Annotated in this window: 26 protein-coding genes; 9 read left to right on the forward strand and 17 right to left on the reverse strand. The window is 29.6% G+C overall.

The window, feature by feature from the left end; all coding sequences use genetic code 11:
- The first annotated feature begins 71 nt into the window (after positions 1–71).
- Positions 72–665, forward strand: coding sequence for a hypothetical protein (locus ACTTBM_RS05090; RefSeq protein WP_440634978.1), 594 nt, complete (start codon positions 72–74; stop codon positions 663–665).
- On the opposite strand, the gene ACTTBM_RS05095 is transcribed toward ACTTBM_RS05090, so the two are convergent.
- On the reverse strand, positions 658–1,269 hold the full coding sequence (locus ACTTBM_RS05095; RefSeq protein WP_440634979.1) for an arylesterase: 612 nt from the start codon (positions 1,267–1,269) through the stop codon (positions 658–660). The genes ACTTBM_RS05090 and ACTTBM_RS05095 overlap by 8 nt on opposite strands.
- Here ACTTBM_RS05095 and ACTTBM_RS05100 point away from each other — a divergent pair.
- Positions 1,268–1,933, forward strand: a complete 666-nt coding sequence (locus ACTTBM_RS05100) for an ABC transporter ATP-binding protein (protein WP_440634980.1) — start codon at positions 1,268–1,270, stop codon at positions 1,931–1,933. The two genes, ACTTBM_RS05095 and ACTTBM_RS05100, sit on opposite strands and share 2 nt — an antisense overlap.
- Entirely contained in the window at positions 1,917–4,451 is a 2,535-nt protein-coding gene (locus ACTTBM_RS05105; RefSeq protein ID WP_440634981.1) for an ABC transporter permease, read from the forward strand. The genes ACTTBM_RS05100 and ACTTBM_RS05105 overlap by 17 nt, the downstream gene beginning before the upstream one ends.
- On the opposite strand, the gene ACTTBM_RS05110 is transcribed toward ACTTBM_RS05105, so the two are convergent.
- The 6 genes from ACTTBM_RS05110 to ACTTBM_RS05135 all read right to left on the reverse strand — a co-directional run bounded on the left by ACTTBM_RS05110 (position 4,452) and on the right by ACTTBM_RS05135 (position 8,888).
- Positions 4,452–4,865 (reverse strand): carbonic anhydrase, encoded by a 414-nt coding sequence (locus ACTTBM_RS05110; protein WP_440614538.1) that lies wholly within the window; start codon positions 4,863–4,865, stop codon positions 4,452–4,454.
- Positions 4,862–5,431, reverse strand: a complete 570-nt coding sequence (locus tag ACTTBM_RS05115; protein ID WP_440634982.1) for an SOUL family heme-binding protein — start codon at positions 5,429–5,431, stop codon at positions 4,862–4,864. Before ACTTBM_RS05115 ends, ACTTBM_RS05110 begins: the two co-directional genes overlap by 4 nt.
- Positions 5,432–5,445: 14 nt before the next feature.
- Entirely contained in the window at positions 5,446–6,192 is a 747-nt protein-coding gene (locus tag ACTTBM_RS05120) for a sulfite exporter TauE/SafE family protein (protein WP_440634983.1), read from the reverse strand.
- A 20-nt stretch (positions 6,193–6,212) separates the two neighbouring features.
- A complete protein-coding gene (locus ACTTBM_RS05125; protein WP_440634984.1) occupies positions 6,213–6,977 on the reverse strand; it encodes an SDR family NAD(P)-dependent oxidoreductase in 765 nt (254 codons plus the stop codon).
- A 47-nt stretch (positions 6,978–7,024) separates the two neighbouring features.
- A complete protein-coding gene (locus tag ACTTBM_RS05130) occupies positions 7,025–7,282 on the reverse strand; it encodes a GNAT family N-acetyltransferase (RefSeq protein WP_440634985.1) in 258 nt (85 codons plus the stop codon).
- A gap of 172 nt (positions 7,283–7,454) precedes the next feature.
- Positions 7,455–8,888, reverse strand: coding sequence for a helix-turn-helix domain-containing protein (locus ACTTBM_RS05135; protein ID WP_440634986.1), 1,434 nt, complete (start codon positions 8,886–8,888; stop codon positions 7,455–7,457).
- A 111-nt stretch (positions 8,889–8,999) separates the two neighbouring features.
- Here ACTTBM_RS05135 and ACTTBM_RS05140 point away from each other — a divergent pair, with 111 nt between their 5' ends.
- From ACTTBM_RS05140 to ACTTBM_RS05150, 3 genes are all read left to right on the forward strand, one after another.
- On the forward strand, positions 9,000–9,161 hold the full coding sequence (locus ACTTBM_RS05140) for a hypothetical protein (protein ID WP_262589431.1): 162 nt from the start codon (positions 9,000–9,002) through the stop codon (positions 9,159–9,161).
- A 40-nt stretch (positions 9,162–9,201) separates the two neighbouring features.
- A complete protein-coding gene (gene aceA / locus ACTTBM_RS05145; RefSeq protein ID WP_440634987.1) occupies positions 9,202–10,476 on the forward strand; it encodes an isocitrate lyase in 1,275 nt (424 codons plus the stop codon).
- A 97-nt stretch (positions 10,477–10,573) separates the two neighbouring features.
- Positions 10,574–11,713: a glycine cleavage T C-terminal barrel domain-containing protein gene (locus tag ACTTBM_RS05150; protein WP_440634988.1), complete on the forward strand. Its 1,140-nt coding sequence runs from the start codon at positions 10,574–10,576 to the stop codon at positions 11,711–11,713.
- Here the strand turns inward: ACTTBM_RS05150 and ACTTBM_RS05155 are convergent.
- Together ACTTBM_RS05155 and ACTTBM_RS05160 are read right to left on the reverse strand one after the other, a co-directional pair.
- Positions 11,710–12,477 carry an ABC transporter permease gene (locus ACTTBM_RS05155; protein WP_262589435.1) on the reverse strand — a complete coding sequence of 256 codons (768 nt, stop codon included), beginning with the start codon at positions 12,475–12,477 and terminating at the stop codon, positions 11,710–11,712. The genes ACTTBM_RS05150 and ACTTBM_RS05155 overlap by 4 nt on opposite strands.
- Positions 12,467–13,399, reverse strand: coding sequence for an ABC transporter ATP-binding protein (locus ACTTBM_RS05160; protein WP_262589436.1), 933 nt, complete (start codon positions 13,397–13,399; stop codon positions 12,467–12,469). The genes ACTTBM_RS05155 and ACTTBM_RS05160 overlap by 11 nt, the downstream gene beginning before the upstream one ends.
- Positions 13,400–13,468: 69 nt before the next feature.
- Between ACTTBM_RS05160 and ACTTBM_RS05165 the strand changes: the two genes are divergently transcribed.
- Positions 13,469–13,837 (forward strand): thioredoxin family protein, encoded by a 369-nt coding sequence (locus ACTTBM_RS05165; protein ID WP_440634989.1) that lies wholly within the window; start codon positions 13,469–13,471, stop codon positions 13,835–13,837.
- Position 13,838: 1 nt separating this feature from the next.
- Here the strand turns inward: ACTTBM_RS05165 and ACTTBM_RS05170 are convergent, their stop codons facing one another.
- Entirely contained in the window at positions 13,839–15,278 is a 1,440-nt protein-coding gene (locus tag ACTTBM_RS05170; RefSeq protein ID WP_440634990.1) for a sodium:solute symporter family transporter, read from the reverse strand.
- A gap of 127 nt (positions 15,279–15,405) precedes the next feature.
- Here ACTTBM_RS05170 and mgrA point away from each other — a divergent pair, with 127 nt between their 5' ends.
- Positions 15,406–16,434, forward strand: coding sequence for an L-glyceraldehyde 3-phosphate reductase (gene mgrA / locus ACTTBM_RS05175; protein WP_440634991.1), 1,029 nt, complete (start codon positions 15,406–15,408; stop codon positions 16,432–16,434).
- Positions 16,435–16,519: 85 nt separating this feature from the next.
- Here the strand turns inward: mgrA and ACTTBM_RS05180 are convergent, their stop codons facing one another.
- Positions 16,520–16,813 (reverse strand): hypothetical protein, encoded by a 294-nt coding sequence (locus ACTTBM_RS05180; RefSeq protein ID WP_262589440.1) that lies wholly within the window; start codon positions 16,811–16,813, stop codon positions 16,520–16,522.
- Between the two features lie 3 nt (positions 16,814–16,816).
- Complete coding sequence (locus tag ACTTBM_RS05185; protein WP_440634992.1) at positions 16,817–17,329, reverse strand: pentapeptide repeat-containing protein; 513 nt, start codon at positions 17,327–17,329, stop codon at positions 16,817–16,819.
- 105 nt (positions 17,330–17,434) lie between these two features.
- On the opposite strand from ACTTBM_RS05185, the gene ACTTBM_RS05190 reads away from it, so the two are divergent.
- Complete coding sequence (locus ACTTBM_RS05190; RefSeq protein ID WP_440634993.1) at positions 17,435–18,499, forward strand: tartrate dehydrogenase; 1,065 nt, start codon at positions 17,435–17,437, stop codon at positions 18,497–18,499.
- On the opposite strand, the gene ACTTBM_RS05195 is transcribed toward ACTTBM_RS05190, so the two are convergent.
- The 5 genes from ACTTBM_RS05195 to ACTTBM_RS05215 are packed head-to-tail and all read right to left on the reverse strand — an operon-like array spanning position 18,496 to position 23,662.
- Positions 18,496–19,533, reverse strand: coding sequence for a Gfo/Idh/MocA family protein (locus ACTTBM_RS05195; protein ID WP_440634994.1), 1,038 nt, complete (start codon positions 19,531–19,533; stop codon positions 18,496–18,498). The genes ACTTBM_RS05190 and ACTTBM_RS05195 overlap by 4 nt on opposite strands.
- Position 19,534: 1 nt before the next feature.
- Entirely contained in the window at positions 19,535–20,518 is a 984-nt protein-coding gene (locus ACTTBM_RS05200) for an aldose epimerase family protein (RefSeq protein WP_440634995.1), read from the reverse strand.
- Positions 20,519–20,526: 8 nt separating this feature from the next.
- Positions 20,527–21,288 (reverse strand): SDR family NAD(P)-dependent oxidoreductase, encoded by a 762-nt coding sequence (locus ACTTBM_RS05205; RefSeq protein ID WP_440634996.1) that lies wholly within the window; start codon positions 21,286–21,288, stop codon positions 20,527–20,529.
- Positions 21,288–22,067, reverse strand: coding sequence for an ATP-binding cassette domain-containing protein (locus tag ACTTBM_RS05210; protein ID WP_440634997.1), 780 nt, complete (start codon positions 22,065–22,067; stop codon positions 21,288–21,290). The genes ACTTBM_RS05205 and ACTTBM_RS05210 overlap by 1 nt, the downstream gene beginning before the upstream one ends.
- Positions 22,067–23,662, reverse strand: a complete 1,596-nt coding sequence (locus tag ACTTBM_RS05215; RefSeq protein WP_440618598.1) for an ABC transporter permease — start codon at positions 23,660–23,662, stop codon at positions 22,067–22,069. Before ACTTBM_RS05215 ends, ACTTBM_RS05210 begins: the two co-directional genes overlap by 1 nt.
- Positions 23,663–23,691 lie beyond the last annotated feature (29 nt).

Here is a 23,691-nt window from a genome sequence, read left to right on the forward strand (position 1 = left end):
TAAATATTGATATAAACCATTTGTTGAATTTGTCACATTTAATGATTAATAATAAATTTTAAATACCAATCATGATCAAAAAATTTATCCAATTCTTTTTTATATCTTTCTTACTTCTTTCAAGTTCAAATTTACTAGCAGCTAGTAATGATGAATATAAAAAAAATCATGAAAAGATGATGAAAAAACATGGTCACGGACATGGGCAAAATGGTCATGATGAAGTTAATATGCCAGGACTTCAAGGTAAGGATACAACAGATATCGAAGTTAGCGATCTTAAAAATATTTTCCAAAACCATAAAGAAATAAAAAGAACTGTTACTAATATTCCTAACGGTATTAAAACTGAAACGTATTCTGAAGACGAAAATGTAAGACAATCAATTGTTAACCATGTTTCAATGATGATCACAAGAATCCAAGAAGGGAAAAATCCTGAAGTTATTATTCAATCACCTACATTAGATGTTTTATTTAGATATCATGATAAAATTGAAACTGAAATTGAATTAACAGATACAGGAATTAGTGTTTTGCAAACTTCAGAAGATCCAAAGGTAGTTGAGCTTCTACAAAAACATGCTGCAGAAATAAATGATATGGTTGAAAGAGGAATGCGTGCGGTGCACGAAAGAATGATGTCCTCTAAAAAAACTAATTAATTGTTTTTTCTATAAATTTTTTAAGAGTTTTACTAATTACAATGGTCCCTTCTTTATTTGGGTGAATTCCATCTTGCTGATTTAAACTTGGATCAAGTGCAACTCCTTCAAGTAAAAATGGGATCAAGGGTAAGTTATATTTTTTTGATAATTTTGGATAGATTGCATCAAACTCTTTTTTGTATTCAGCTCCATGTGTTGTTGGAGCAACCATACCTGCAATAATAATTTTGATTTTTTTATTATTTGCTATCTTTATGATTTCTTCTAAATTTTTCTCAGTTTCTTCTGGTTTTATTCCTCTCAACATATCATTGGCGCCTAAACCTAAAATGATTAAGTCAATACCAGGCTCAGATAAACTCCATTCAGCAATGTTAAGCCCTCCTGAAGATGTACTTCCTGAAACACTGCTATTAATTATCTTTATATTTAAACCATCTTTTTTAAAATCATCTTCTAATACTACAGATAAGTGATGTTCTTTAGGTAAACCGTATCCAGCCATTAAACTATCACCAAATAAGACAACCTTTTCTATTGCACTTGCATTAATGTGCACTAGAAAGACTATCAAAATTTTAATAAATAAACTTTTGTTCATGAGTGCACTTCTTAAATTAAAAAAAATAAATCTCAAATACCAAACTGGCAAAGAAAGCATCAGTGTTTTAAAGAATATTGATCTTACTATTAAGAAAAAGGAGACAGTTTCTGTTGTTGGTGAAAGTGGATCTGGCAAAACCAGTTTAATCATGCTTGTTGGAGGGCTAGAAAAACCAACTTCAGGTAAAATTATTTTTCAAGATCAAGAAATTACAGATTTAAATGAGGATGAAGTATCAGAAATTAGAAAGAAAAATATTGGAATTATATTTCAATCCTTCTATTTAATTCCAAATTATACAGCAGTTGAAAACGTTGCTTTAACATTAGAATTAAATAATTTTAAAAATCCTGAGAGTGAAGCAAAAAATTTATTAGATAGGTTTGGTTTAAAGTACCGATTTAATAATTTACCTAGTCAGTTATCTGGTGGTGAACAGCAAAGAGTTGCGATTGCAAGAGCTATAGCAATGAAGCCTGAATTAATCCTAGCTGATGAACCTACTGGAAACTTGGATACTGAAAACTCATTAATGATTTCAGATATTTTATTTAAATATGTAAAAGAGGAAGGATCTTCCTTAATCATGGTAACGCATGATCCAAAACTTGCAAATAAAGCAAAAAGAAAAATCAAAATAAAAGATGGAAAAATTAAATAATCGATCTGAATTTAGTTTGATTTTTAAATATGCTTTAAAAGATTTAAGCAGAAACTATCACAAAATCTCAAGTATTATTGTTACTCTATTTATTAGTCTCTTTATATTAAGTGCTATTTTTACAATTGAAGATAGTCTTAAAAAAGAACTAAACGATAATGCAAAAGCTTTATTAGGTGGTGATTTAGAAATTGATTACAATCGTAACCAAGGAAATCTAGAACTAGTTAATCAGGTAAAAGAGTTTGCAACTGTATCTCAAATGATTGAATTCAGTACAATGCTTTCAACAACTGGAAGAGAAAAAAACAAATCTTTATTTACTAGAATTAAAACAGTTGATGAAAAATACCCGTTATACGGCGAAGTAGTATTTGAACCCGAAGGTGCCTATGAGCGAATGCAAAAAGAACCAAACACTATTTTAATTAACGAAAGTCTATCAAAAACACTAAACATAAAACTTAATGAACAAGTTAAAGTTCAAGACCAAAACTTTACAGTTATTGGAATTATAAAATCAGTTCCAGATGTAAGTGGATTTGTTGCTTTTGGTGATTGGGCACTTGCTGGAAAACAAACTTTAGAAATATTAAAACTAAACGGGATTGGAAGCTTTTTAAACTACGAATACAAAGTAAAATTTAATGAAGGAGACAATCCTGAAGAGTTAGAAAAACAAATTGAGAATATTTTTAAAGATGATCAAAAAGTAAAACTTCGTTATCCTGAAAATTCAGCAAGTGGAATAAAGAGAATAATTAATAATTTTTCACAATTTTTGTCTCTTGTTTCAATAAGTGCGATGTTGATTGCTGGAATTGGTATTGCAAACACCCTTCTCTCTTTTATTAATCAAAACAATATGTCAATTGCAGTTAGAAAAGCAGTTGGATTTTATTCAGGAAATATAAAGACACTTTATTATCTTCAACTGTTAATATTGTTATTTGTAATTACTGTTGTTTCTTATGGCTCTAGTTTTTTAATAGTCCCTATTGCTGATAAATACTTATCAGATGGACTTGGATTAAATGTTTATCCAGTATTTTCTATTATAAATTTTATTAAAATATTTTTAGTAGGTTTATTAGTACTTGTAATATTTTCTATCCCAACAATAAGTTCAATTGACCAGGTAAAAGCTTCTAATTTATTTAGAAACGTTTTTCAAAACTTACAATTTTATTATTCAAAAAAATCTGTTGTTTTAAGTTTTGTTTTGCTCTCTATTTTAGTTTTGTTATTTACAGTTGGCTCCGAACAACCAACTTACAGTCTAGGGTATTTTGCTGCATTTTTTGTGTGTTTGATTGTATTTTTCTTTCTTTCAAGAATAATTATATTTTTTCTTAAAAAATTTAAATCAAGCTCCAATATCTCATTAAAGGTATCAATTAAAAATATCACTCAAACTAAAAGTATCACACCAATTACTATTATGTCTTTAGGGTTGGGAGTTACTTTACTTTTAACATTGGCATTAGTTGGAACAAATTTTCAAAGAGAAATTGCTAAATCAATTCCTGATATTGCACCTGATTATTTCTTTGTAGGTATTCAAAAAGGAGAACGTGAAAAATTTGAACAAGGAATATTAAAAATGGATCCAAATGCAGAAATTGAAGTTGTTCCTATGGTTTCATCTGGCATCACAAAAATTAATGGCATCAATCCAAATACTTATATTAAACCAGATAATGATAGTTATTGGGTAATAGGAAGTGAGAGAAGATCTTCATGGGTGGAAAATGTTCCTGAAGACAATCCATTAGTTGCTGGAGAATGGTGGGATTTAAATAAACCAAATCAACTTCAAATATCTTTAGATGCTAAAGTTGCAAGAGATTTTAACATTCAATTAGGAGATATTTTTACTTTAAATATATATGGAAGAGAAATAGATGGCGAAGTGATTAATTTTAGAGAAGTTGATTATCGAGATTTAAGTATTAACTTTGCAATGCTATTTAATCCTCAATTCGCTCAAAATATTCCTCATGAATATTTAGCAACAGCAAAATTTAATTCTGATAAATTTGATGAAACTGAAATGCTAGAAGTTATGCCTAGCTTATCCATGATCAAAATTGCTGATTATCTTACAAAAGTAACAGCTGTGCTAAATAAAGTATTCATTGCAGTTACTTTGATATCAGCTGTAACAATTGTAATTGGTTTAATTGTTATTTCGAGTGCAATTATGGTTCAAGGTAAAGTTAAAGAGTATCAAAACTTAGTGTTTAAAATTCTAGGCTTTTCGAAAAAAGAAATAATCCTCTCATCATTAATAGAATTCATCATTATCTTTAAATCAGTCATACTGATTGCAATATTCTTTGCAGTAATTGGTTCAAAATTTATTATGGAAAATATCTTTGAACTTGTGTGGATGTTTGATTTTAAAGTTTTAATCTACTTAGGTTTTTCAATTGGGTTTGTAACTTTATTGCTGATTATGTTAACAAATTTGAAATATTTAAATCCAAAAGTTTACCCTTTGATTAGAAATCAATAATTAAAATTTTGTAATTTTACTATCTAAAGCAATTACATTTAATTCTACTTTAAGTTTTGGAAATCTTTTTTTAATTTCTTTTTTAAGTTTATTAAATGAGTCTTGGTGTATTTTTTTTTCATTTGCAGGTGTAAATTCTTTTTTTCCATTAGCAATTTTTGCAGCACCACAATCTTTATGATTAATAACAATAAGCTTTTCTATTTTATGAAGCTGAATTGAAGTTCCAAGATTATCATAAAAAGTATTATGCCATTTTTTAAATTTATTATGTGTGACACCTACCGCAGCACCTGCAATTGTAAAAGCACTGTATTTACCAGTTAATTTTTTTTTCTTTAAATGATTATGAACTAAATGTTGAAATCTTGGATCCATACAAGATAACACCATTGCTTTAAATTTTGACTTCATGAATTAAACTCCACTTTATACATCGCCTCATTCCTTCTATTCATTGGAAGGGTAAAAGGACTATCATATGTAGCTCTAATAGGTGGACTTATGATTATAATATTATTTTTGTTTAACTCTTTTTCTAAGATTTCTTTATGTTTTATGAAGTTGCCATCAGAAGCTCTACCAGAATATCTAAGCACGGCATAATATCCTCCTTCAATATTTACTATTCTTACATCATCTCTACTAGGATTTGGCACGTTATCTGAATTAAACTTTGAAGGTAAATAAAACTGCATGGTCATATTGCCATTTTTTTCTACTTGAGTAACCGGAGTAGTCATTGCTATCTTTTCTTGAGTATCATTTCTTCCAGAAATATAATTAAATAATTTTCTAAAATTACTGTCTATTCCAGCTCTAGAGGTTTCAACCGCTAAACGATCCGAATACTTTCTGATCTCATAAATTTCATTCTTATCAACCACTTCATATTTTGCTTCCTCATTAGCCATTAGTAAAGAATAAGGTAATAGGATTAAACTACAACAAATAAGAGTTATTAGTTTAAATTTTTTCATTTAATAAGCTTATTTTATAATAAAAAATCATAAAGTAATTTAGTGCTAGTTATTAAAATTAAACTATACAAAATATTATAGAATAATTTTTCTTCTATTATCTTAAGCAGTTGATAACCAACTAAAATACCCAATAAGGCAACTGGAAATAAAATAAGAGATTGCTTAAACGTCTCTAAATTGGTCATTGATAGATTTATATACAATGGAAGCTTGATTAAATTTACAAATGTAAAAAATATTATACGTGTTCCAACATAAATTTCTTTTTTCATTCTAAGTGGAAGCATATAAATACTTGTAGGTGTTCCACCTGCATGAACGCAAAAACTAGTAAATCCAGCTATTGTTGAGCAAATACTTCCTTTTAGTGAATTTTTTGGCGATTTTTCTTCCTTATTTTTTTTAAAAAAAAAGTAGTGTCCTGCAAAAAGAAAACCCATAAGACCAACAATAAATTTTAACAAATCTTCTGAAAAATACGAAAACGTTAACGATCCTATTATTATTCCTAAACCAGCAAAAGGAACCATTAACTTTAAAGTACTTAAATCAAATTCTTTTCTATATTTATAAGTAGCTATAAAATCAGAGAAAATTAAAATCGGTAAAATAATTCCCAAGGCCTGAGTTAATGGCATTGCCACTGTCATTAACGGAATTGAAATTAAAGCAATAGATCCTCCTAAACCAGATTTTGCAATACCAAATAAAAGAATTGCAGGAAAAACCGTAAAGAAAAATAATAAATTTATTTCCATTAATGATTTTAGTTAATTGATTATGTCCAACCACCGTCTACAACGATATCTTGTGAAGTAATCATCTTGCTATCATCTGACGCTAAAAATAAAGCAGCATTTGCTATATCTTCAGGCAAAACTTTATCAGGTAAACACTGACCTTCTTTAATTTTTTTCTCTCCTTCTTCATCAAGATGAACTTCAATTTGTTTTTTAGTCATTGTCCATCCTGGCACAAGTGTGTTTACTCTTATTCTATCTTTACCAAATCGTTTAGCTAGTCCATGTGTTAATCCGTGTAAAGAGGATTTGAAAACTCCATAAAGAATTGTCTTTTCATTTTTTCTCATCCATCCAATAGATCCAACATTAATAATTGATCCACCACCGAGCTTAATCATACTTTTTATTACTGCTTTAGCTGTAAACACATGGGGTCTTAAATTAGTTTGATATTCCCAATCAAAATACTCATGAGTAGTATCTAAAAATTCATGTCGTTCATCATTTGCAGCATTATTCAAAAGTACACTGATGTCACCAATAGATTTGATAACTTCTTCAACCACTGCTTCTAAAGAATTTAAATCTGTAATATCGCACTTATAAAATTTAGGAACAAAACTACATTCCTTTAAACTTTCAATTAATTCTTTTGATGCCTCTTCATTTCTTCCAACAAAAGCAACTTTAGATCCTTGTTTTGCAAATTCTTCTACTAAAGTTGCCCCAATTCCTGTTGAGCCACCTAGTACAAAAACTACTTTGTCTTTAAGTGATGAATATGATGTTTTTAAATTCATAATAAATTAATATTGATGGAAGTTATTTACATCAATCTTTAATAATTTTATATGATTTTAAATAGTTTTTTACCCAATGGACTGATTGGATCTTGGGGAATAGGCTTTTTGCCAGTTTTATCTTTAACAAGATTTAGTAGTTTTTTAGCTATCCCCTTTTTTCTAAATATTGGATTTACAAAAATATATTCAACTTCTGCTTTTTCATTAAATCTTACAAACCCTAATGTGGTATTTTGATTTTTATAAGTAAATACACCATCCGCCTCGTCTAATTGATAATTTGAAATATCAAATTCACTCATGATATTAGTAATTTAAAAGCAATAGGATAATTGCTATTGCAGCAACTATAGAACTAACAACGATATAATTAAGCTTAATATTGAACTTTTTCTCAACAAAATCAGTTATTTTTTCCCAAAATAATACGATCAGAAAAATTATTATGGCAGGTAAAATATATTTAATCATAGTTTAAGATTTATCGTCACTAACATAAACAGAAACCCCACGACTATTTAAGTCAACGTCGAATTTTTTATGTAGTGGTGGAAATGCTCTTTGTGAACAATCTAATCTGTCACAGGTTCTACAAGAAACACCAATAGGAATTTCGGTTGATTTATCATTAATGTTCAAATTTTCAGTATAAATAAAATCTTTTGCATATTTTGCTTCACAACCTAAACCAATCGATAATACATTTTTAGATTGTCCAAATCTTCCAATTCCTTTTTCCACAGTTTTTGCAATACAAACATATTTTTCACCATTATTCATTTTACTAACAGCTGTATGTAAAACTCCTGGAGTAGTGAATGCAGTATAAACATTCCATCTAGGACAAGCTCCACCATATCTTGGAATATCAATTCCAGATAACGAAAATCTTTTTGAAATATTTCCAGCCATATCAACTCTTAAAAAATGAAATGGAATACCTGGTAGTTTTGGATCTTGCAAACATGTAACTCTGTGAGCTACTTGTTCAAATGAAGTTGCAAATGTATTTTGCAATAATTCTAAATCATATTTTAATTTTTTACATTCAGAATGAAATAGTTTATATGGCATCAAAATTGCAGCACCACAATAATTTAACAAAGCAACTTTAGTAAGTTTTTTTGACTCTTCTGATGGAAAACTAAACTTAGTTAAATAATATTCTACATCTTTATTAGCACCAAGCTGTGCAATTTGAGAGGCAGCATGTAATTTTTTTGTTTCTAAAGAACTATAATCACTTAGTAATAACTCTTTTTTACTTTTGTTATAGATTTTTGAAAATGGTTTACTCTCATCTGGAATAACATCTTTTACAGTTATTGAATATTCTGACAGTAAATAATCGCATAGAGATAAATATCTTGTTCGATTATTTTTTTGAATTTTATTAAAAACTTTATTTGCAAACTCTTCCAGCTTTGGAAAATAATTTTTATTTTCTTGAAAAAAATCAACAACAACTTCTCCAGGAAAAGAATTTTTTCTATTATCTACAATTTTACCTGAAATTTTTTCAATCTTACTTATTAATTCATGATCTTTTTTTTTAAGAATATCTCCTAGTCTGACTATTGCTTTTCCAATCTTTGGGTTAGTGCTTACTAAATCTTTTACTTCAGGACCTAAAATATCTAAGTCTTCAAATAAACTATCATCTAAAATTTCTGAAATTGTGTTTTGAAGATTAATATCTGTTTTAGATGTAAGATCCGATAATTGGATGTTTAGTTTTTCACAAACATTTAATAGTAAATCGCCATCTATTTTTCTCTTACCGCTTTCAATTAAGTTCAAATAACTAGGAGAAATGCTTAAATCTTCAGCTAATTTGTTGGCTTGTAGCCCAAGTTGTCTTCTAAAAGCTCTTATTTTTGGCCCTATTTTAAGATCTATTTGACTCATTTTACTAATTGTAAATTTTGTAAATTTATTTTTACAATATTTTTTCCCTATTTACAAAGCTTTTTAACGTTTTTTATAGATTTTGTAAATTTTGTAAAATATATGACTCGTATGGATAAAAACTTAAAAAACACAGAAAATGAAGCTCAAATCATCAAGAAAGAGGATTTAGATCACCATCATAATAAAGGAATTTACATGAGAGATGATCACTGTGATTGGGGTTCAAGTGGAATGAGTGAACTAATCGACGCTTTAAACGATAGTAACTAATTCAACTTTTTCAATTTTCTTCAACAAAGGATTATAAATAATGAGTGCAGAGAAAATCTCTTATGAGTTAAAAAGGTTCGCAGGCATCAAACGAGATTACACTGATGAAGAAGTGGAGAGATTAAGAGGTTCAATTAAAATTGAGTACTCACTTTGTAAAAATCAATCAGAAAAACTTTGGAAATTATTAAATACTGAAGCTTATGTTAATACCCTTGGTTCTTTGTCCGGTAACCAAGCTGTTCAGCATGCAAAAGCAGGTTTAAAAGCAATATATCTAAGTGGTTGGCAAGTTGCAGCAGACGCTAATACTGCTGGAGAAATGTATCCAGATCAATCTTTATACCCTTATGATAGTGCTCCTAAGTTAGTTGAATCTATGAACAATTCTTTAATTAGAGCTGATCAAATTCAACATATGGAAATGCAAGATGGCGATATGAAGTCTGAGGAAAAAGTTGATTATATGCTTCCAATAATTGCTGATGGTGAAGCAGGTTTTGGTGGACCATTAAATGTATTTGAATTAACTAAAAAATTTATAAGAGCTGGTGCTGCAGGTGTTCACTTTGAAGACCAATTAGCTAGTGAAAAAAAATGTGGTCATATGGGTGGAAAAGTTTTAGTTCCAACAGGAACAATGGTCAAAAATTTAAAAGCTGCAAGACTAGCTGCTGATATTGCAGAAGTTCCATTAATTATATTAGCAAGAACTGATGCTAACGCTGCAAAACTTATTACAAATGATTTTGATGAAAATGATAAACCATTTTTAACTGGTGAAAGATCTCCAGAAGGATTTCATTATGTTAAAGATGGAATTGAACAAGCTATCTCTAGAGGTTTGGCTTATGCACCGTATGCTGATTTAATTTGGTGTGAAACAGCTACTCCTAATTTAGCTGAAGCCAAAAGATTTGCGGATGCTATTCATGAGAAGTTTCCTGGAAAACTATTAGCTTACAATTGTTCTCCATCATTCAATTGGAAAAAACATTTAAGTGATGACGAGATTGCTTCATTCCAACAAGAAATTGCTAAAATGGGTTACAAATTCCAGTTCATTACTCTTGCTGGATTTCATACTCAAAACATTGCAATTTTCGAGCTTGCTGAGAAATACAGAAAAGAAGGTATGGCTGCATATTCTAGAATTCAACAACAAGAATTTGCTAGAGAAAAAGATGGCTATACTAGTGTTAAACACCAACGAGAAGTTGGTACATCTTATTTTGATGCAGTCTCGAATACTATTAGTAGCGGCCAAAGCTCAACAACAGCAATGGCTGGATCTACCGAATCTGAACAGTTTTAAAAAAAATACTTTCCCTCTCCATTTTTTTTAGTAGCCCTTAATTGTTAGGGCTATTTTTTTTATTTGTAATTAATACTCAGACTGTTAAGCCTCTCAAATGTCTAATAAAAACTTTGGTTTTGGAACACAGATTAGAAAATCTCCTTATTTCGATGCTACTGTAAAATGGGGAGCAACAGGTTTTTCTGTCTATAATCATATGTATATTCCAAGGGATTTTGGAAGTCCTGAGCAAAACTTTTGGAACCTTATTGAAAAATCAATTTTATGTGATGTGGCAGTCGAAAGACAGGTTGAGATCACTGGTCCTGATGCATATAAATTTACTCAGCTTTTAACACCTAGAGATCTTTCAAAGTTATCAGTTGGACAATGTAAATATGTTTTAATTGTAAATAATGATGGTGGAATTTTAAATGATCCAGTTTTATTAAGACTAGCTGAAAACCATTTTTGGCTATCTTTAGCAGATAGTGATGTTTTGTTATGGGCGCAAGGTGTTGCGGTTAACTCAGGTTTAGATGTTAAGATATCTGAACCAGATGTTTCCCCTCTACAGTTACAAGGCCCTACCTCACAAGAAATAATGGTCAAACTATTTGGAGAAGATATCAGAGATCTTAAATATTATTGGTTAAGAGAATATGAACTTGATGGAATTCCATTAATCGTTTCAAGAACTGGTTGGTCAAGTGAACTTGGTTATGAAATATATTTAAGAGATGGTTCAAGAGGTAATGAACTTTATGAAAAAATAATGGAAGCTGGTAAAGAACATGGTCTTCAACCTGGTCATACATCCTCTATTAGAAGAATTGAAGGTGGTATGCTTTCTTATCACGCAGATGCAGATATTCATACAAATCCATTTGAATTAGGATTTGATCGATTAGTTAATTTAGATACTGATATAAATTTTATAGGTAAAGAAGCACTAAGAAAAATAAAGCAAGAGGGTATTAAAAGAAAACAAGTTGGTCTTATAATAGATTGTGACCCTCTATCAGGACCTAACACAACTTTTTGGCCAATTGAAAAAGATGACAAGAAAATTGGTAAGGTAACTTCAGCTGTATATTCACCTAGATTAAAAAAGAATATTGCACTTGCAATGATTGAAGTTAATCATTCAGAGTTAGGCAATAAATTAGATATAAAAACTCATGAAGGAAAATATTCTGCTACAATAGTAGAAAAACCTTTTTATGATCCAAAAAAGAAAATAGCTAGTAGCTAAGATTTAATATTGTATCCTTTTTTCAATAGAACTGTAACAACAGTTACACATGACATCAAAAATACTACCATTGAAATAACACTCACCCAAATATTGAAATCTGAAACACCATAAAAGGCAAATCTTAAACCATTAATTAAATAAACAACCGGGTTAAAATAAGTAACTGTTTGCCAGAACTCAGGCAACATATCTAAAGAATATAAACTACCACCTAAGAATACCATTGGCGTAATAACTAATGTGGGAATGATAGACATTTGCTCGAAATTAGAGCTCATTAAACCAATTAAAAAACCAAATAGAGCAAATGTAAATGCTACTAATACTAATAAAAATATCATTAATAATGGATACATTACTTGAACCTCAACAAAAAACGTTGATGTTAAAAATATAACTAATCCAACAATAAGAGTTTTAGTAGCACCAGCACCCACAAAAGCTAGAACAATTTCAAAAGTTGAAATTGGTGCAGCTAAAATTTCATAAATAGTTCCATTAAATTTTGGAAAAAATATACCAAATGAAGTGTTACTGATTGATTGAGTTAACAACGTTAACATTAAAAGACCAGGAACAATAAAAGATCCATAACTAATTCCATCAATTTTTTCTACATATCCACCAATTACAGATCCAAAAACAATAAAATATAGAGAGGTTGATAGAACTGGTGAAAATAAAGATTGCATCAATGTTCTCTTAAATCGATCCATTTCATGTAAGTACATTGCTCTAAATGCGTAATAATTAAACTTCATTGTTCTCCTTTACTAATGTCACAAATATTTTCTCTAAAGTAGTTTGTTCAGTTTTTAAATCTTGTAATTTTAAATTTGCATCTTTTAAATCTTGTAACAAGTTAGTTATTCCAGTGCTTTTAGCTCTAACATTATATGTGTAATTGATTGATTTTTTATCTTCTCCAATTTCTAAATTATACTTATCTAAACTGCTTGGGATTTCAGTGATTTCTTCTTGAAGATCTACTGTAAGTTTTTTATGTCCCATTTTTTTCAATAACTCTTTTGTTTCATCAACAACAATGATTTCTCCTTGATTGATTACTCCTACTCTATCTGCGATTGCTTCTGCTTCTTCAATATAATGAGTAGTAAGAATAATTGTTACACCTGTTTTTCTTAATGTTTCAACTACCTTCCACATGTCTTGACGTAATTCAACATCAACACCAGCTGTTGGCTCATCTAAAAATAATATAGTTGGCTCGTGAGACAATGCTTTTGCAATTAACACTCGTCTCTTCATTCCTCCAGATAACTGTCTTAATCTTAAATCTTTTTTGTCCCATAAGCTTAAGTCTTTTAAAATTTTTTCAATATGTTTTGGATCTGGTTTTTTTCCATACAAACCTCTTGAATAAGAAACATTGTTAAATACAGTTTCAAATTGTTCTAAGGTCAATTCTTGTGGAACTAATCCGATTCTAGATCTTGTTTCTCTGTAATCATCAATAATATCAAAATCATCTACAGTAACTTTTCCTGAAGATGGTCGAACGATTCCACAAATAATACTTATAAGAGTAGTTTTACCTGCACCATTTGGTCCAAGCATTGCAAAAATTTCACCTTTTTTAATGTTTAGGTTTATTTTCTTTAGTGCTTCAAAGCCATTATCGTAGACTTTTGATAGATTATTTATGCTTATTTGATCTGACATGGACAAGGCATATATAGAGACAATTTATTGTATTACAATATTTTAAAATTTGTTTACAACCCACGATTAATGAGAAAAATTTTTGTATTTATTTGTTTTATCTTTGCATTCACTACTAATGGGATGGCTAAAGAAACAACTTATACTAAAGAGTTGTTTGATAAGGCTTTAGCGGATGGAAAAGTTGTAGTGGTTAGTTCTTGGGTTAAATATTGTACATCTTGTGCCAGCCAAATGAAAGTTCTTGATAAAGCAAAAAATGATTTTGATAATATTGAATACTTTAAATTTGATGTAACCAATAAGGAAATTGCTAAATTTTTTAATGTTCAATATCAAACGACACTTTTAATTTTTAAAGATAATAAAGAAGTTTACAGAAGTATTGGTGAGACTACCAAAGAACTTATTTATGGTGCTTTAAAATCAGTGATCTAAATTAATTACTTTTCAATTTCAAAATTACTGCTGGCAAAAAAGTTGCAACAACAAATGATAAAAATAATAAAGATTGTGTAACAAAAGGTGAAAATAGATCTTTAGACATCAATCCCCCAACTAATAAACTCTTAGAAAAATCTGGATAAGGAAACATTAAAAATCCACCAATTAAACCAATTATTATTGAAACATAAGCAGTTTTTTCATTTACCTTGTTGTAAAAACTGTAAAAGACTGTGAACACAAACGCACAACAAAATAAATCTGCAAGTAAAAATAAATACAAAATATCAAATCCTTTTGATGCAACACCAAATGCAATCAACGATAAAAACACAATAAAGTATTTCGAAATTTTTAAATAATCTGTTTTTTTATCTAAATTAAAAGTTGCTTTACCATCAACAACAAACAAACTTGATATCGCATTAACCAATGTATCAACTGTTGAAATTGTTAAAGCTAATCCAAGAATAATGATAATTAAAGATAGCATTTCAGTCTGCTCTTTTAACAATAAAGTAAAAAATCCTAAATCAGGTCTTGCTGATGGGTCAATAGAAAATGACACCATTCCAATAAAGCCCATTAAAAAAACTATCGGTACAATTACAAAAAACGAAATGATTAATGCTGATTTTAAAGTGTTGTAATCTCTAGCAGCATAAACCCTTTGCCAATTTCCTTGGTGAAATAGATTGGTAGCTGCAACTGCAATAAAAAAAGTTAATCCAGCTGTATAACTTGGAATATAAGATGAGCTTAATAGTTGTGGATTTTTTTCTTTAATCAATGCAAATGAAAAATTATCTCCTGTTGATGAACTGATAATTAAAATTAGAATTAATAAAAGGAAACCAATTACTATCATTTGAATATTATCGGTAAATATAGAAGCTCTTAGACCCCCATAAAGCGTGTACGTTAAAGTTGCTAAAAGTACTATTAATGCAGTGATCCAAAGATCTGTACCTGATAAATAATTTATCAAAACTGCAACAGCTGTCACCTCTGCACAAAGAAAAATAAACATGTAAAAAATTGTCATTAACAAAATCAGTTTAAACAAACTTTTTCCAAATTTTTTTCTCATAAACTCAATTAAAGATGAGCCTTTTGGAAATTCAGATCTAATTTTTCTTCCAAAATAGATTAAGAAAATCATAGGAAAAGCTGTACCAAGAGCATAACCAATAACAGCCCCTATTCCTCCCCATGTAGCAGCAGCAACTGGGCCAAATAAAATCCATGCTCCTAAAGCAGATGCAACAAGACTAGTTGTTAATGAAAATAATTCTATATTTCTATTAGCTGTTAAATAATTACTTATTCCTTGGAATTTTTTAGAATGATAAATTCCTAAAACAGCAAATACCAAACTAATTACAATTACTAATGTTAATGATGATGATTGACTTAAAAAGTATGTGTTATCCATTTTATCCCTTTCTGAATTACCGGACAGGTTCTTAGGGTTTAATCTCAGTCTGTTAAGACACCCCTTTAATTAAATATATATTTAATTTTAAGTTTTTAAACTAATAAATTAAGTTATATTAATAGTTATGAACTACAAAGCATCACCAAAAAGATATTCCAACATGAAATATAGAAGATGTGGAAAGAGCGGTGTTGATCTACCTTTGATAAGCCTTGGTCTTTGGCATAATTTTGGTGGTAAAAAACTTACATCTGAAGCAAAGAAAATGTTGTTTTATTCTTTTGATTCAGGGATTACCCATTTTGATTTAGCAAATAATTATGGTCCCCCAGCAGGAAGTGCTGAGGCTAATTTTGGAAAAATTTTAAGTAAAGAATTTAAAAGATATAGAGATGAATTAATCATCTCATCTAAAGCAGGTTATGACATGTGGCAAGGACCTTACGGTGAATGGGGTTCTAAAAAATATATCATTGCAAGCTGTGATCAAAGTTTGAAGAGAATGGGACTAGATTATGTAGATATATTTTATTCTCATAGATTTGATCCAAATACACCATTAGAAGAAACAGCAGATGCCTTAGAGCTTATTTATAGATCTGGTAAAGCACTTTATATTGGGATCTCTTCATATTCTTCAAAGAAAACTATTGAGATGTTTAATATTTTAAAGAAAAGAAATATTAAAATATTTATCCATCAACCTTCTTACTCTTTAATAAATAGATGGTTTGAAAAAGACTTGGATAAAAATTTAATTAAATTAGGAATTGGAACTATTGCTTTTTCTCCATTAGCACAAGGAATGTTGTCAGATAAATATTTAAAAGGAATACCAAAAGCATCAAGAGCAAGTGACCCAAAATCTGCATTAGATAAAAGTTTTATTAACAAAAAAAATATAAAGATAATTTCAGATTTAAATCAAATTGCTAAAAAAAGAGGTCAAACATTATCGCAAATGGCTTTAGCTTGGGTGTTAAATAATAAAGCAGTCACCACAGCTTTAATCGGTGCAAGTAGTGTAAAACAAATTAAAGAAAATATTGAAAGTTTAAATAATTTAAATTTTTCTAAATCTGAACTTAAAGAAATAAATAAAAAAGCTAAAGACGGAAATATTAATAAGTGGGCAAGATCTAGTTCTTATTAAAAGAAGTGTTTTTCAATTAAATAATGAAGAGTAAAAATAATTAAAGAAGCACAAATAATTAGAAATACTCTTTCTTGATTACTCATTATTGTTGACCTTTATGATTCATGATTTCGATCATACACTGAGTAGCATACTCTCTCCACTCTGTAGAATTCTTATTTTTTAGGCTATTTAAATGATCTCGGTTACTTTGAATATCATCTTTATGTTTAAGATAATCAGCTCCATTTAGATTTGCTTCCATTGAAGAAAGGTTGGTTTCCATTGCTTTTATCCATTCTTTCCCAAGCTCAACACATTTTTGATCATCTTTTTCATCACAGATTTGTTTGAAAAAATTAAAAATAACATCATCAGTATTAACTGAAGTGTTCATATCTTATTGCTCAATACAGATTCCAATTGAGTCTGGACCACATGTCTTACCATTAGTCCAAGTAGCACCAATCAGATTTGCATTTTCAAAATTTGCATTAGTAATGTTTGCAGATGTAAAATTTGCTTCCATCAAATTTGCATTTTGAAAATTAGCTTCTATTAAAGTTGCTCCCATAAAATCCACTCTAGTTAAGTTTGCATTAGTGAAATTTGTTTTTTCAAAATTGCCACCAATACTAATTGTTTCATAAAGATTGGCTCTAACAAATGTAGATTCAGGAAAAGTTCCAAAGGATAAATTTGAATTCATCATAATACTTTTATCTAAATTTACTTGAACAAAACTTGCAAAAGATAAATTTGAGTTTGGTAGATAACTACCTTGTAGATCTTGTGCATCTGAAAATCTGCATTTAGAATAATCTACACCATCTGTTAATGGATCATCACATGCAGCATTTGAATTTGAAACAAAAAAGAAACTAAAGAAGATTAAAAGAAGTATTTTTTTCATAATCAAAAATAACAAATAAAATATGTCAAAACAATGAAGGTTTATGCCTTTAAAAATAATTTAACATTATAAATTATTGTATTTTTGAAGTATAAAAATCAACCTATGAAAGAATATAACATTGCATCAATAGCAGGAGATGGAATAGGAAAAGAAGTAGTTCCTGAAGGCTTAAAAGTATTAAAAGACGCTGCTGAAAAACATCAATTCAAAATAAATTTTACAGAATATGATTTTGCTTCATGTGATTATTATGAAAAACATGGAAAAATGCTTCCAGATGATTGGAAGGAAAAATTAGGAAAACATGATGCAATATTCTTTGGCGCAGTTGGAATGCCAGATCAAGTTCCAGATCATATATCTTTATGGGGATCCTTACTTCAGTTTAGAAGAGAATTTGATCAATACATCAATCTTAGACCAGTAAAATTATTTCCTGGTATTAATCCTCCGTTAGCAAATAAAAAACCTGGTGACATCGATATGCTAATTGTTAGAGAAAATACTGAAGGTGAATACTCTTCTGTTGGTGGAAGAATGTTTAAAAATACTGATAGAGAGATAGCTATTCAAGAAACTATCATGTCTGCCCATGGAATAGATAGAGTTCAAAAATTTGCTTTTGAATTAGCAAAACAAAGAAAAAGAAAAAAATTAACGAATGCAACAAAATCAAATGGTATTTCAATTACTATGCCGTTTTGGGATGAACGTTTTAATGCAATGAAAGAAAATTATCCTGATATTGAAACAGATCAATATCACATTGATATTTTGGTTGCTAGATTTGTACTAAATCCTGAATGGTTTGATGTTGTTGTTGCATCCAATTTATTTGGAGACATTCTTTCTGATTTAGGACCAGCTTGCACTGGAACTATTGGAATAGCTCCATCTGGAAACATTAATCCTGAAAATAAATTTCCATCTTTATTTGAACCAGTTCATGGTTCAGCACCTGATATTGCAGGAAAAGGTATTGCTAATCCTGTAGGACAAATTTGGTCTGGTGCAATGATGTTAGATTATTTAGGAGAAAAAGAAGCTTCCAACTCGATTGTTGAAGCTATTGAAAAATCTTTAAGTGAAAAAGAAAATAGAACTAAAGACTTAGGTGGAGATGCTGATACCTTAAAATGTTCTAATTCAATACTATCTAATCTTTAAATCTTAACCTTCTTACCAGTTTTTGCACTTTTGGTTATTGCTGCAAAAATTTTTAGAGAGATCAAACCATCATTACCATTTACTTTTGGCTTAACTTTTTTAGATACCACATCAGCAAAATGATCAATTTGGTTAACTAAAGTACTATCATCTTTTTTGTTTTTATCTTCATTAACAAATATTTTATTCCACCAACTTCGCTCATTTTTATAGAACCAATATTTTAAATTAGGAAATTGCAATGATCCTTTGGTACCACCGATCATATATGCGGATTGATTAGTTATTGGATAGGCAGGATTTTCTCCTGCAGTTAACTCATAACTCCATGGAGCAACAATTGTATCTGATAAATTTAAAGTACAAAGTGCACCTGAATTAAAAATTAAGCTAATTGTCGCTGTATCTTCGACTGCAAATTTTCTAGTTTTATTGGTTGTAAATGCTTGAACGTATTTAATAGATCCAAGCAAATAACAAATCATATCAATATCATGGACTAAATTAATTCCTAAAGGTCCGCCACCTTTACTAATTCTCCATTTTTCTTTGTAATAAGCTTTGTGTTTATAAAGCCAGCACAATACATTTGCTGAAACGATGTTTCCTAATTTACCTTTATCGATTAACTCTTTTACCTTTGATACAATTGAGTTATGTCTTCTATGATATCCAATTAATAACGGTGTTTCATTTTTATTAGCACTACTAATTATTTTTTTAGCTGAATTAATATTATCTGAGATAGGTTTTTCTAATAATACCGGAATTTTTTTCTTTAAGAAACTGACTGTATGCTTTTCATGAAGTTGATTTGGAGTGGCAACAATTACGGCATCTAAATTCTTTGAATTTAAAAGTTCGTCTACATTTGAATACAATGGGATTTTATATTTTTTTGATAAATTTTTAGCATTATTACTAATGTCTACTATCGAATGAAGGTTTGCTTTTTTAGATTTTGAAATTGCCTTTATGTGTTGCAATCCCATTAAGCCAGTTCCAACAATGGATATGTTTATTTTTTTATTCATTTTATGAAATATTTATTTTTGTAAAGTACTTATAAAGTTTTTTAGGTTTAATTAAAGTGCTTGGAAAATTTTTATTATTAGGTGCATCTGGGTAGTGTTGCGTTTCTAAACAAACCCCCTGGTAAGGAGCAAGTTTATTTTTATATCTCAAACCTTGGCTAGTATATAACTGTACCCCAGGAAGATTTGAGTAAAAGTCTAATTGAATATTAGTTTTTTTGTTTTTTAAAGACGCTAAATAATTTTTAGAATTTTTTTTAATACAAAATGTTAAATCAAATCCTAATGCATTTATTTTTTTAGATGATTTTTTTATATTTTTGTTTTTTATATAATCTATTTTTTCTCCAATATTTTTAAACTTATTGAAATCATTTATAGTGTTTTTAACTTTTTTAATTTTACCAGTTGGAATTAATTTATTATTTGCTTCAAGATATTTTTCAGAGTTAATTTTTAAATCATGATTGAAAATTGTCTCTTTTTTACTCTTGTTCAAGTTCCAATAACTATGATTGGTTAAACTCACATGAGTTAATGCGCTTGATTTATATTGATATTTTATAAACAAGCTTTTGTTTCTGATTTCAAAAATACACTCTGAATTTAGTTCTCCTGGAAAACCTTGGTCTAAATTTTTAGATAACAATTGATAGATAATTTTAGTTTTTGAATGATGTTTTATTTTCCATTCTAATCTATCAAATCCTATTTTTCCTCCATGAAGTGTATTTCTTCCTTCGTTGCCTTCAAGTTTATAAATCTTATTTTTAATCTTAAATCTTGAATTTGAAATTCTGCCTGCGTACCTGCCGCAAGTGGCGCCTACATAAAAATTCTTACTGCCATAATTTTTTGTAGGACCTAGGTTTAAGATTAAGTTAATTTTCCTTTGCTTGTCATAAACTTCATATAAACAAGCACCAATATTAATTGACTTAACTCTTAAATATTTATTTTCTATCGTTGAACTTTGTACTTGCACAAAGTGTCTTATAGCCAGCCTTTATCAACAACGTAAGATTGATTTGTGCAACCAGATGCTTGATCTGAAGAAAAGAACAGAACTGCTTGAGCAAGCTCATGAGGCATCAATTTTTCTTTTAAACACTGTCTATGCATCAATTCTTTTTCAGACTCCTCGTTTAACCATAAATCAATTTGTCTTTGAGTTAATACCCATCCAGGCACCACTGAATTTACTCTTATTTTAAATTCACCTAAATCTCTTGCAAAAGATCTTGTTAAACCTACAACACCAGATTTTGCTGCAGTATAAGCGGCCATTCCACCTTGACCTATCATCCAAGAAGTAGATCCCATGTTTATAATTGATCCTCCACCATTTTCGATCATAGATTTTTTAACCGATTGAACTGTGAAAAAGTAATGTCTTAAATTTACATTCATTCTCTCATTCCAATATTCCTCTGTAACATCATCAATTTTATGTCTTGTATCGTTAGCAGCATTATTGATTAAAATATCTATTGGACCTTTTTGATCTATAATGTCTGCAATTGTCTTTTGAAGTTGTTTAATATTTAACAAATCACACTCAATAAAAGTTGGTATTGAATATTTTTTGCTTTTTATATCTTCAATTAACTTTTTAGATTCTGATACATTAATATCTATAAAGTAAACTTCTGAACCTTGTTCACAAAAATGTTCAACAATTGAAGCACCAATTCCAGATCCTCCACCTGTTATAAATACTCTTTTATTTTCTAAATCGTAATATTTTACTTTCATTATATCTCCAATTCTTTTGCTAGATCGCCAATTTTAGCACCACCTGCCATCAATCTTTTCACATCTTCATTACCTAGTTCTGAAGACAATCCTGAACCAATTACTTCTCCTAAACTTAAAAAAGTAAATCGATCAGCTATAAGACGAGCATGAATTTCATTGTGTGTAATAAGTATAATTGCAATGTTTCCTAAATTTTGAACTTTTTTAATTGTCTTTAAAACTTCCATTTGCTGCTTTTGACCTAACGCTGATGTAGGTTCATCTAATATTAATATCTTTGCACCAAAATAAATTGCTCTTGCAATCGCCAATGTTTGTCTTTGTCCACCTGACATTGTTCCAACTGGCTGATTAGGGTTTGCAATGTTAATTCCAATTTTAGACATTTCCTCTATTGTTATTCTATCCATCTCATCCATTTGCATTAAACCAAATCCGGCGGGACCTTTTATTATTTCACGCCCAAGAAAAAAATTTCTTGTTACTGATGTTAAAGCGTTGAGTGCTAAATCTTGATAAACCGTACCAATTCCTGCATCAGATGCTTGACGTGGTGAAGTAAAGTTAACATTTTCTCCATCTACTTTTATTTCTCCGCTTGTCATAGGATGAACACCAGATAAAACTTTAATCAAAGTTGATTTTCCAGCACCATTGTCACCTAACAGAGCATGAACTTCTCCAGGATAAACATCTAAAGAAACACCATTTAAAGCAGTAAATGCTCCAAATTTTTTTACTAAATTTTTTATTTCAATTAATGGTTTTTTATCCATTAGATATTTCCCATAATTCGCTTTCGTATATTCTCATTGGTAAAGGCAGCAGTAACAAGAACTGCTCCAAGGAACACCCTATAGAACGATCCATCAATTCCTGGAATATAAAAGAAAGCTTCTTTTGCAATTCCAAAGATAATTGTACCTAGAATTATTCCACCAATGGTTCCAAAACCTCCAGTTAAAACAACACCACCAATAACCGCTGCAGCAATTGCTTCTAATTCTTTTAAATTACCTTTTGCAGTATCTGCAGTGTTAACTTCAAATACTTGACACGCCGCAAACATAGTTGCGCAGAATGCTGTGAACATAAATAATGAAATCTTTACTTTATTCGTTGGCACACCATTAGCTTTTGCAGCATTAAGATTTCCACCTGTTGAATAAATCCAGTTACCTGCTTGAGTTTTACTTAAAATTAAATAACAAATAAATGCAATTAGTCCCCAAATCATCAAACAAGAATACATTCCTTTAGCAAAAATGTTTCCGAAGTTATTTACGTTCCAATCTACTGTATAATACAGCCAATTAAATACTGGCTCCATAATATCACCACCAAAGAAATTGGCTACTGGTCTTGCTGTAACGATGGTGTCGATATAAGCTTTTGCTATATCGATATCAGTAACAGCTTTTGCTGCAACTTCAGGAACATTAACACCAGCTTCAATTTTCTTTGTCAAAATTTCAACCATTGAGTCATTGCCAGATTTTTTTGCTCCAGCTAATGATTTTTCTAAAGTTGCAATCATCTTTTCAGCATTCATAGCAGTTTTGTAAGCTGCAACTTTTTCGTTAATATAAGTTAATCGTTCAGTTAATTTTGCAACCGTGCTAGCTGGCACAGTGCTAAGAATTTCTAATAATTGGTCATTTGGTAAAGATTTAGCCGCGTCTCTTTCCATTTCTCCATGACCTGGCACATTTATAATGTTTTTGATATCTGGTAAATCTGTAACAGTTGTTGATCCTGCAGTTTGATCAGGAGCTTTGTTAAATGCTCTGTATGATACCTCAGTTAAACCTCTTAAGAAGAAAAGTCCTCCGAGTGTAACGATGAAAGAAGATATTCCACTCTTAACAATTATCCATCCTTGTATCCAACCAAAAGATAATGTCATACATAATGTAATTAATATTGCTAATAATGGAGATACATCTTGAATTTTAAATAATGTAAATCCTTCAAAATGAAAACCACCTTCAAAAGATATGTAAGGAATAACAACAGCAAAACCCCATTTAAGTATCATTGCCATACAACCACCAGCAAAACCAATCATTGAACCAACAGAAAGATCAAATTCACCTGCAATGATTAACATTCCAGCAGCAAGTGCAACGATCCCTAATTGTGCAATTACCCTAAAATTATTTCTAATTCCTAAAGCGTTAAATCCTTCACCAGAAAAAGGGTTAAGAGAAAATTGTCCTTCTGGAATAGAAAAGTATCCCAACATACAAAAAAGTAAAACCATAACTCCAAAAGGTCCAACTTCTGGTCGAGACATAAATGCAGAGTACCATTTTTTTTCACCTTGTCGGTCAGACTCTTGTCTTGGTTTTTTTGTTGTTGATGTATTCATTTATAAAAGACTTATTAATTTTGTTAAAA

Source organism: Candidatus Pelagibacter sp. HIMB1746, from assembly GCF_052047555.1.
Classification (GTDB): domain Bacteria; phylum Pseudomonadota; class Alphaproteobacteria; order Pelagibacterales; family Pelagibacteraceae; genus Pelagibacter.

Bases quoted from the DNA above. Each gene is read 5' to 3' on its own strand.
- ACTTBM_RS05180 (WP_262589440.1), bottom strand. From the start codon at position 16,813: ATGAACACTTCAGTTAATACTGATGATGTTATTTTTAATTTTTTCAAA.
- ACTTBM_RS05185 (WP_440634992.1), bottom strand. From the start codon at position 17,329: ATGAAAAAAATACTTCTTTTAATCTTCTTTAGTTTCTTTTTTGTTTCA.
- ACTTBM_RS05195 (WP_440634994.1), bottom strand. From the start codon at position 19,533: ATGAATAAAAAAATAAACATATCCATTGTTGGAACTGGCTTAATGGGA.
- ACTTBM_RS05215 (WP_440618598.1), bottom strand. From the start codon at position 23,662: ATGAATACATCAACAACAAAAAAACCAAGACAAGAGTCTGACCGACAA.
- ACTTBM_RS05190 (WP_440634993.1), top strand. From the start codon at position 17,435: ATGAAAGAATATAACATTGCATCAATAGCAGGAGATGGAATAGGAAAA.
- ACTTBM_RS05140 (WP_262589431.1), top strand. From the start codon at position 9,000: ATGGATAAAAACTTAAAAAACACAGAAAATGAAGCTCAAATCATCAAG.
- ACTTBM_RS05095 (WP_440634979.1), bottom strand. From the start codon at position 1,269: ATGAACAAAAGTTTATTTATTAAAATTTTGATAGTCTTTCTAGTGCAC.
- ACTTBM_RS05150 (WP_440634988.1), top strand. From the start codon at position 10,574: ATGTCTAATAAAAACTTTGGTTTTGGAACACAGATTAGAAAATCTCCT.
- ACTTBM_RS05090 (WP_440634978.1), top strand. From the start codon at position 72: ATGATCAAAAAATTTATCCAATTCTTTTTTATATCTTTCTTACTTCTT.
- ACTTBM_RS05205 (WP_440634996.1), bottom strand. From the start codon at position 21,288: ATGAAAGTAAAATATTACGATTTAGAAAATAAAAGAGTATTTATAACA.
- ACTTBM_RS05120 (WP_440634983.1), bottom strand. From the start codon at position 6,192: ATGGAAATAAATTTATTATTTTTCTTTACGGTTTTTCCTGCAATTCTT.
- ACTTBM_RS05110 (WP_440614538.1), bottom strand. From the start codon at position 4,865: ATGAAGTCAAAATTTAAAGCAATGGTGTTATCTTGTATGGATCCAAGA.
- ACTTBM_RS05100 (WP_440634980.1), top strand. From the start codon at position 1,268: ATGAGTGCACTTCTTAAATTAAAAAAAATAAATCTCAAATACCAAACT.
- ACTTBM_RS05165 (WP_440634989.1), top strand. From the start codon at position 13,469: ATGAGAAAAATTTTTGTATTTATTTGTTTTATCTTTGCATTCACTACT.
- ACTTBM_RS05130 (WP_440634985.1), bottom strand. From the start codon at position 7,282: ATGAGTGAATTTGATATTTCAAATTATCAATTAGACGAGGCGGATGGT.
- ACTTBM_RS05170 (WP_440634990.1), bottom strand. From the start codon at position 15,278: ATGGATAACACATACTTTTTAAGTCAATCATCATCATTAACATTAGTA.
- ACTTBM_RS05125 (WP_440634984.1), bottom strand. From the start codon at position 6,977: ATGAATTTAAAAACATCATATTCATCACTTAAAGACAAAGTAGTTTTT.
- ACTTBM_RS05135 (WP_440634986.1), bottom strand. From the start codon at position 8,888: ATGAGTCAAATAGATCTTAAAATAGGGCCAAAAATAAGAGCTTTTAGA.
- mgrA (WP_440634991.1), top strand. From the start codon at position 15,406: ATGAACTACAAAGCATCACCAAAAAGATATTCCAACATGAAATATAGA.
- aceA (WP_440634987.1), top strand. From the start codon at position 9,202: ATGAGTGCAGAGAAAATCTCTTATGAGTTAAAAAGGTTCGCAGGCATC.
- ACTTBM_RS05115 (WP_440634982.1), bottom strand. From the start codon at position 5,431: ATGAAAAAATTTAAACTAATAACTCTTATTTGTTGTAGTTTAATCCTA.
- ACTTBM_RS05105 (WP_440634981.1), top strand. From the start codon at position 1,917: ATGGAAAAATTAAATAATCGATCTGAATTTAGTTTGATTTTTAAATAT.
- ACTTBM_RS05210 (WP_440634997.1), bottom strand. From the start codon at position 22,067: ATGGATAAAAAACCATTAATTGAAATAAAAAATTTAGTAAAAAAATTT.
- ACTTBM_RS05155 (WP_262589435.1), bottom strand. From the start codon at position 12,477: ATGAAGTTTAATTATTACGCATTTAGAGCAATGTACTTACATGAAATG.
- ACTTBM_RS05160 (WP_262589436.1), bottom strand. From the start codon at position 13,399: ATGTCAGATCAAATAAGCATAAATAATCTATCAAAAGTCTACGATAAT.